The sequence below is a fragment of the Cesiribacter andamanensis AMV16 genome, from assembly GCF_000348925.1.
In the GTDB taxonomy this organism is placed as follows: Bacteria; Bacteroidota; Bacteroidia; order Cytophagales; family Cyclobacteriaceae; genus Cesiribacter; species Cesiribacter andamanensis.
This window is the reverse complement of the sequence record NZ_AODQ01000181.1, coordinates 1-6974: the sequence shown is the minus strand read 5'-3', so window position 1 is coordinate 6974 and position 6974 is coordinate 1. Positions and strand designations below refer to the sequence as shown.

Genomic DNA, 6974 nt, shown 5'->3' with positions numbered 1-6974 from the left:
GGAGCGGGGCGCCCCCCGGAGCGGAAGAAGCAATCTGGTTACTCTATACTTGGATGCCAGATTCCTTCGTCGTACCTTCTCGGAATGACAGGCCTCTAGAAGCAAAAAACGGCTTGGATTATTTTCCAAACCGTTTTTTGCTTCAAATTTCATCCTTTCAAAATTCGGGATGATTCATGTTTTATTTTGGGGTAATTAGAGTGGGAGCTGCCCGTCCAAGCCTGCTAAGGGGCAACCAGTAGTAGTCCATTCAGGGTTCGTGCCCACTGCAACACAGGACCCACCCCAACCCCTCCCAGGAGGGGATTTTCGTTACAGAGCGTAATTCTCGCAATTCAATACGATACAGCTGTAGTATTTATGAGCAAAGGTAGCTATAGCCACGAAAGGAAGCATTTGGTACGATAATCCCCTCCTGGGAGGGGTTGGGGTGGGTCCGACGCTCCCGCAGATCTGCCGCTGGGATAGGCTAAACTTCAGATCCAGCCCCTTTCAACAGCTTTACATTGAAAGCACTCTCCCCGAAAGGAGATGAAAAACTAAAAAAGAGCGCTAGCCACGTCCTCACCTACCCCTTTAAGGGGTCAGGCTTGTAGGAAATAACCTCCAGCTTATCACCTACGCGCAGGGTGCCGGCGCTATCGCAGAGCAGGTTTTGGCCAAAGAGCACTTTGCTGCCCAGGCGGCGGTAGCGGGAAAGCGTTTGCAGGGGTTCCTTGCCTGCCTTACCCGTCTGCTGGTCGATGGTGGTCACCAGGCAGCGGGCGCAGGGCTTTTCGCCCCAGAAGCGGAGCTCCCCTACCCGAATTTCATGCCAGGTATCTTCCGCAAAGGGGGTGCTGCCGTTCACCACCATGCTGGGCCGAAAACGGTTCATGGGCACAGGCGCCTGCAGACGGGCATTCAGATCGTCCAGCGAGGCCTGGCCGATGAGCAGCAGGGGATACTCATCCACAAAGGATACTTTTTGCTGTTGACCGCTCCACTTGCCGGTGGCGGTACGCTCACTTTCCTCGGGCATGTACACCAGCCGGCAGGGGCGCTCCAGGGCCTCACTAAACCAGGCATCGTACTCCCGGCCCACGTACCAGGCCAGGGTGGTATCGTCCCAGATGGGGGCCTGAACCTCCCCGGCTCCCTCCTGCTGCTGCAGGGGGATCGACAGGGGCTCCATATTTTTTTGGCTGTGCCGTACCCGCAGCGCATTATCCCCCAACTCAACCTGCAGCAGCGCCATGGCAGCAATCTGGCGCTGGGTCATGAAATTGCCCTGGGCGTCCAGCAGCATCCAGCGGCGGTCCCATTGCAGGCCGCGGGGGCTAAGCTGTGCTTCGGATAGGGAAATGCCGCCCAGGGATTTTATGGGGTAGATCCAGAGCTGGCTGATGGTTGGGAGCGAGGGAACAGGGGTCATGCGGTAAAATAGGGAAGAAAAGCCGGCTTTACCAATAGGCCCGGCGCTCCTGCTGCTGCAATTGAAGCTCCTGCCCATCCCAGCTCTGCATGCGCAGGAGTATATGGGGATAGGCTTTGGCAAACCAGTAGTGGCTGGTCTTATCCCGGGCCAGCTGCACCTGCACCTGCCAGCTATCCAGAGGTTCTTCCCGACTGCTGCTGACTGTAAAGTGTGCCTGATAGGTGGCAGGGGGTGTGGCTTTGTTGCTGATCTGGCTCTCCAGCACCGGCCGGGCAAACTGCAGCCCTTCGGCAAAGGGCAGCGCCCGCAGGCTGTGGCTGAGCCCGTCTTCAAAAAGGGGGGTGCCCGTCAGTTTTTCTCGTCCATCGCCCTGCCCATCCCAGTAGCTGCTCCAGAGGTACTGGTAGCCTCTGCCCTCTTGCTGAAAAAGCTTGAAGGTATTGCCGCACCACTCCTGCGAGGAGTGGGTCATTTTGTGCAGCAGGCCGGGTTCGTTTCGCTTGTAAAAAAGGCTGGTGAGATAATGGTAGGGGTAATTATCGGTTTCCAGGCGGGCAAATTTATTGATCTTCAGCACCGGGTAGAGGTCAGAGCGGGTGTAATCATCCGTTTTTACCCCATGCTCCGTATTGAACTCTTCCTTTACGGTAATAAAGGTGTATTCATACTCCCGCACTTTACCATATACCTCGCGGCGGGCAGCATAGGTAGCTACCTCGGCCTGGCCATCGTCCCAGAGGGCATCGGCGGCCCAATCTTCCCGAAAGAGAGGGGCTGCGTCCTGCTCAGCCGGAGCGTTGCGCCTGCAGGCCCCTACTAGGAGAACAAACAGCAATAGGGAGAGAAGCTTCATGATTTCTGTAGGCGTTGCTGATAGCGTTTATAGTCCTGCAGATCATCCAGGTCGTGCAACAGGGGCAGCTGGTGCACCGAGAGGCCCAGGCCGCGGCAGTCCTGCAGGGCATCGGCCAGCACATCGGGCGTGCTCCATACTTTATTGTGAAACAGCTCGGGCTGCTGCTCCTGCAGGCCCAGCAGGTAATAGCCCCCATCGGCGGCAGGCCCCAGCACCACATCTTGCTGCTTCAGGGCCTCAAAGGCCTGCTGCAGATGGTGGATCTCCAGCTCAAAACAATCCGAGCCAATAATGCAGACCCGCTGAGCCCCTTCTGAAAAACAGTGCTCAAAGGCCCGGTACATGCGCTCACCCAGATCACCCCCCTGCTGCACTTCCAGACGGTAGCCCCGCTCCCACAGCCCCTCTTCCTCGAGATAATCTGAAAAAAACACCCATTTGCTGCAGGGCAGTGGAGCCGTAACAGCATGGGTGTGGGCCAGCAGCTGGTCATAGACCTGCAGGGCTGCTTCATGGCCCAGTGAAGCCGCCAGCCGGGTTTTGGTCTGGCCGGGAATGCGGTTTTTTACAAAAATAATGAGATGGGTGGGGGTCATGTTGATTCTATTAGAAAGCTCCATAGCGAGGGAATTAATTCCCTCGCTATGGAGCTATGAGCTATGGAGCTTTCACAAGCCAAATACACTCAATTCCTGGTCTATGGATACGGTTTGGTGATGTTGCTCCTGGTTGAATACATACGTTTTGATCTGCTCTACTCGTTGCGGACTAACTGAGAATGCGCCATACCCCTCCTGCCAGATAAAACTCCCCTCCAATTGGTTTGTCGCATTAAGCCAATGGGAAGATTCTCCCTTGATTTCCTTTACTGCCTGTGCAATGGTATAGGTAGCGGGCAGCCTGAGCAAACAATGCATATGATCTTCAACACCTCCCAATGCAAGAATCACCAGTTTTCGCTCTTTAAACGTTTCCAGGATATGTTCTATTAATTTATACCTGATGGTCTTAGAAAGTATTTTCTCTCTGTTCTTCACAGCCCAAACAACATGAACATAGACCTGAGTAAAACTTCTGGGCATATCCTAAGCAATTTGGTGTATCAATATTTTCTAGATTTTCTAGCTCTCCGGCTTCATAGCTCCATAGCTCTCCATAGCGAGGGAATTAATTCCCTCGCTATGGAGAGCTATGGAGCTATGGAGCTGTGAATTGCTCAATACACCGCCTCTCCCCGCTCCAGATAGCCGGCCCAGTAGCTGCTGTAGGTGTGTACCTGCTCGGTGGGCTGGCCCGAGGGGGTTACAACCGCATGGCCCCTGTTTTTCCATTCCAGGATGCCGCCATAGAGATTGCTTACCCGGCTAAAGCCCACACGCTGTAGCTGCTCCCCAATGTTGCCGCTCCGGAAACCCACTGTGCAGTATACCACAATCGGGCGGTCGCTGTCTAGGCTGTCCAGTCGCTGGGGAATAAAGCCCTCGTACTCAATGGCAATAGCCCCCGGAAGCTGGCTTACGGCCTGCTCCTCGGGATTACGGACATCCAGCAGCACTACCTGCTGGTTTTGCAAAATGCCCGCCAGACTATCGGCAGCAATCATGGGAATGTTGTGCGGAGGCAGTAGCCTGAGCCGGCCATGGTATGACTCATCACAGCCAGCCAGCAGAAGCATCAGGACCAAGATCAGGGGAGCAAAGCGGTGTATTACGTTCCTTAACATAGATAGTGAGGTCATCTAACAAAAAATTGATCAGGCCGTCTGGCCGCCGCAGCTGCTGCCGGCACCGGCTGTGCAGCCGTAGCAGTGCTGATTCAGGACAATAGCCCGCTGCTGCAGGGCCGTCACATCAAAGTCCCGGATGTGGCGGGGCGCTCCTTCTGCAACGGGCAGATCGAGCATTTGGTTAAAATCGCAATCGTACAGCTGGCCATCCCAGCCTACGGAAATGGTGTTGCGGCACATCACATTGGCAGCGGCAGCCGGGTTAAAGCTGTTCACCAGCTTTTCCATATAGGCTTCGTAATTGCCACTCTGCACCAGAAAATCCAGAAAGCGGCTGATGGGCAGGTTAGTGATCACATACAGGCTGTTGAAGTGGATGCCGAACTGCCGCTGCAGCTGCTGCCTGAACTCCCGCTCAAGCCCTGCCTGCGCCCCGGGCAAAAAAGCCCCCGAGGGGTTATAGACCAGCTGCAGTTGCAGGCCGCTGCCGTCTATACCATAGCCCACCGCATTGAGCATTTGCAGGGCGCGGATCGATTTCTCAAACACCCCATCGCCCCGCTGGGCATCCGTACGGCGGGCCGAGAAGTGGGGTAGCGAGCTCACTACTTCTACCCCATGCGCTTTGTAGAACTGGGGAAGGTCATGGTAGGTGGGGTTGGCCAGGATAATGGTGAGGTTGCAGCGCACCATTACATGCTTGCCGCGCTGGTGGAGCTCCTGCACAAACCAGCGAAAATGGGGGTTCATTTCCGGAGCGCCGCCTGTGAGGTCTACGGTATGTACCGACTGGCCGGCCGCATCGGCCCTGTCCAGCGCATCCAGGCAAAGCTGCATGGTTTCCCGGGTCATGATCTCCTTACGGTCCGGACCGGCATCTACATGGCAGTGTTTGCAGACCTGGTTGCACATCTTGCCTACATTTACCTGAAAGATCTCCAGCTGCGTAGGCCTGAGCGGAAACAGCCCAATGGACTCCAGCTTTTCCTCAAAGCGCGGAAAAGCCCTTCCATCGGGCCGGCGCGCCTGTAGCACCTCCAGCTGCAGGAAAGAATCGGATAGGCTGTGATCTTGTCGTTTTAGGCTTTTCATGAATAGTACCGGGTAGTGAGTACCTGCCTTGTCGGCAGAGGGGCCGGCAGGCAGGCTGAGTTGTGAGACTTCAGCTGCTGAGATACGTAACGGCAGCTGGTGCTACCTAGGGTTGGTGGTAGGGTACAGGAGAAACAACCCCTAAACGGCGCTGCCTACGTTCGTAGCCGACTACTTACTGCTCAATCTCCGTTATCACATCGACATCTCCTTCACCTTGTTCATCATCTGCACCCCATGCACCAGGGAAGCGCCGCCCCGGATGGCCGCCGCTACGTGGATGGCCTCCATCATCTGGCCTTCGCTGGCGCCTTTTTCCATGCCGTCGGTGGTGTACGCATCGATGCAGTAGGGGCACTGGATGGCATGGGCCACCGCCAGGGCAATCAGGGATTTCTCCCGCTCCGTCAGCTCGCCTTCTTTAAAGACTTCGCCATAATAGTCGAAAAATTTTTTGGCCAGCTCGGGTCCAAATTCGCCAATGCTGCCAAATTTGGCCAGGTCGGCGGGGTTATAATATGTGCCTTGCATATGTTGAGTCAGGGATTAAACTGTCTGAATGTGTAAGATATCAAATTAAGGGTTCAACATCAACCTGTGCGGCGGCTTTAATGTTCAGCGGCTTCCTCCACTCCTCTCCCCTTTCTTATCCCTGGCCACCATTCCCAGAGCAGCCACAGGCCGGCACCCCCATACTCCAGCGCTACCAGAGCCCCTATTTCCTGATAGCCGGAGGGGGTATACCCGGCATAGGTCAGGAAGATCAGTCCGCTCCAGACCAGCGGAAAGCGAAAAGGGGTAAAGGGCATGAGCGCCAGCAGGGGCACCACATACCAGGGATGCACGGTAGTAGAACAGAGCAGAAACAGGCTGTAGAGCATGCCCATGCTCAGGGGCAGCGGCAGGCGGCGGGCGGCGGGCCTTAGGCTCAGCCACAGGATACCACCAGTTGCCAGCAAGGCCAGCAGCGGACCCAGGCGGGCAATGGGGTTGTAGCCAAGCCACCAGCTGCCCAGCGCCCGCAGCAGGTAGTAGAGACTGGCATTGAACTCAAAGCGCTGATAGTAGAGTGCCAGACTTTCCTGCATGCCTCCCAGCAGGGCCGTACCAAACAGCGGTGCAAACAACAACAGGCAAAAGAGGCCCGCCAGCAGGCCCCAGCGCAATCCCCGCCTCCAGCCCAGCCAGTGTACCAGCAGGGGACCCAGCATCAGGGGCCAGAGCTTGCTGGCCACAGCTCCGGCAAAGGCCAGGGCAGAAGGCCCGAGGGGAATGCCAGCCCTATCCCCTTTGACGTCTCCCTCTCTTTTCACAAACAGCAACAGGAGCAGCAGAAAGAATACGGCCAGCGCCTCCGGGTGCAGGTTGCCACTTAATTCCAGCACCACCAGGGGGTTTAGTGCATAGAGCAGCACTCGCCGCTGTGGAAGCCCGTAGCGGGGCAGCAACTTCAGCAGTAACCAGAGGCTCCCCCCCTCGGCCAGTAAAATTCCCATCCGCAGCACCAGCACGCTCAGGCGAAGGCTATCTCCGCCCAGCCAGGCCGCAGCAGCAAAGAGGGCCTGACACAGGGGGGGATAGATGGTAAAATAGTCTTTGGAATTGAGCAGAGTGTAAAGTGCAGGAGTGATGCCTTCCCCAAGCGGCGCCCCCGGCTGCATGTACCAGCTGGGCGGGTGCGAAAAGGGGTGCCAGCCGCTGAGGAGCAAATGCCCGTCCCAGAGAAAGCGGTACACATCATCCGACAGCATGGGCAGCGAGGGCAACAACAGCAGCCGGGCCAGTCCCGCCAGCAGCAGCAGGGGCCATAGGCTCAGCCCCTTTGCCTCCCGCAGCAGCAGCAGGTACAGCCCGAACAGTACCCCCCAGGCCGACAACAGCAG

8 protein-coding genes are annotated in these 6974 nt (G+C 56.6%); all 8 read right to left on the bottom strand.

The genetic code is table 11. The annotated features are described in order from the left end of the window. Window positions 1-568 precede the first annotated feature (568 nt). Complete coding sequence (locus tag ADICEAN_RS19700; protein ID WP_009197426.1) at window positions 569-1414, bottom strand: MOSC domain-containing protein; 846 nt, start codon at window positions 1412-1414, stop codon at window positions 569-571. Between the two features lie 28 nt (window positions 1415-1442). Continuing rightward, the gene (locus tag ADICEAN_RS19695; RefSeq protein ID WP_009197425.1) at window positions 1443-2270 is read right to left on the bottom strand and encodes a hypothetical protein; all 828 of its coding nucleotides are present in this window, start codon (window positions 2268-2270) and stop codon (window positions 1443-1445) included. Continuing rightward, window positions 2267-2893: a TIGR04282 family arsenosugar biosynthesis glycosyltransferase gene (locus ADICEAN_RS19690; RefSeq protein WP_009197424.1), complete on the bottom strand. Its 627-nt coding sequence runs from the start codon at window positions 2891-2893 to the stop codon at window positions 2267-2269. Before ADICEAN_RS19690 ends, ADICEAN_RS19695 begins: the two co-directional genes overlap by 4 nt. 48 nt (window positions 2894-2941) lie before the next feature. Then, window positions 2942-3355: an IS200/IS605 family transposase gene (gene tnpA / locus ADICEAN_RS19685; protein ID WP_009197423.1), complete on the bottom strand. Its 414-nt coding sequence runs from the start codon at window positions 3353-3355 to the stop codon at window positions 2942-2944. A 134-nt stretch (window positions 3356-3489) separates the two neighbouring features. Then, complete coding sequence (locus ADICEAN_RS19680) at window positions 3490-3996, bottom strand: rhodanese-like domain-containing protein (protein WP_040398433.1); 507 nt, start codon at window positions 3994-3996, stop codon at window positions 3490-3492. A gap of 30 nt (window positions 3997-4026) precedes the next feature. Then, entirely contained in the window at window positions 4027-5091 is a 1065-nt protein-coding gene (gene arsS / locus ADICEAN_RS19675) for an arsenosugar biosynthesis radical SAM (seleno)protein ArsS (protein WP_009197421.1), read from the bottom strand. Window positions 5092-5286: 195 nt separating this feature from the next. Continuing rightward, window positions 5287-5622: an arsenosugar biosynthesis-associated peroxidase-like protein gene (locus tag ADICEAN_RS19670; RefSeq protein ID WP_009197420.1), complete on the bottom strand. Its 336-nt coding sequence runs from the start codon at window positions 5620-5622 to the stop codon at window positions 5287-5289. Window positions 5623-5699: 77 nt separating this feature from the next. Further along, window positions 5700-6974, bottom strand: a 1275-nt coding sequence (locus ADICEAN_RS22810; RefSeq protein ID WP_051068910.1) for a hypothetical protein, incomplete at its 5' end; no start/stop codon positions are given.

Excerpts from the sequence above, each read along its gene's own strand:
- ADICEAN_RS19700 (WP_009197426.1), bottom strand. The coding sequence starts at position 1,414 with ATGACCCCTGTTCCCTCGCTCCCAACCATCAGCCAGCTCTGGATCTAC.
- ADICEAN_RS19695 (WP_009197425.1), bottom strand. The coding sequence starts at position 2,270 with ATGAAGCTTCTCTCCCTATTGCTGTTTGTTCTCCTAGTAGGGGCCTGC.
- ADICEAN_RS19690 (WP_009197424.1), bottom strand. The coding sequence starts at position 2,893 with ATGGAGCTTTCTAATAGAATCAACATGACCCCCACCCATCTCATTATT.
- tnpA (WP_009197423.1), bottom strand. The coding sequence starts at position 3,355 with ATGCCCAGAAGTTTTACTCAGGTCTATGTTCATGTTGTTTGGGCTGTG.
- ADICEAN_RS19680 (WP_040398433.1), bottom strand. The coding sequence starts at position 3,996 with ATGTTAAGGAACGTAATACACCGCTTTGCTCCCCTGATCTTGGTCCTG.
- arsS (WP_009197421.1), bottom strand. The coding sequence starts at position 5,091 with ATGAAAAGCCTAAAACGACAAGATCACAGCCTATCCGATTCTTTCCTG.
- ADICEAN_RS19670 (WP_009197420.1), bottom strand. The coding sequence starts at position 5,622 with ATGCAAGGCACATATTATAACCCCGCCGACCTGGCCAAATTTGGCAGC.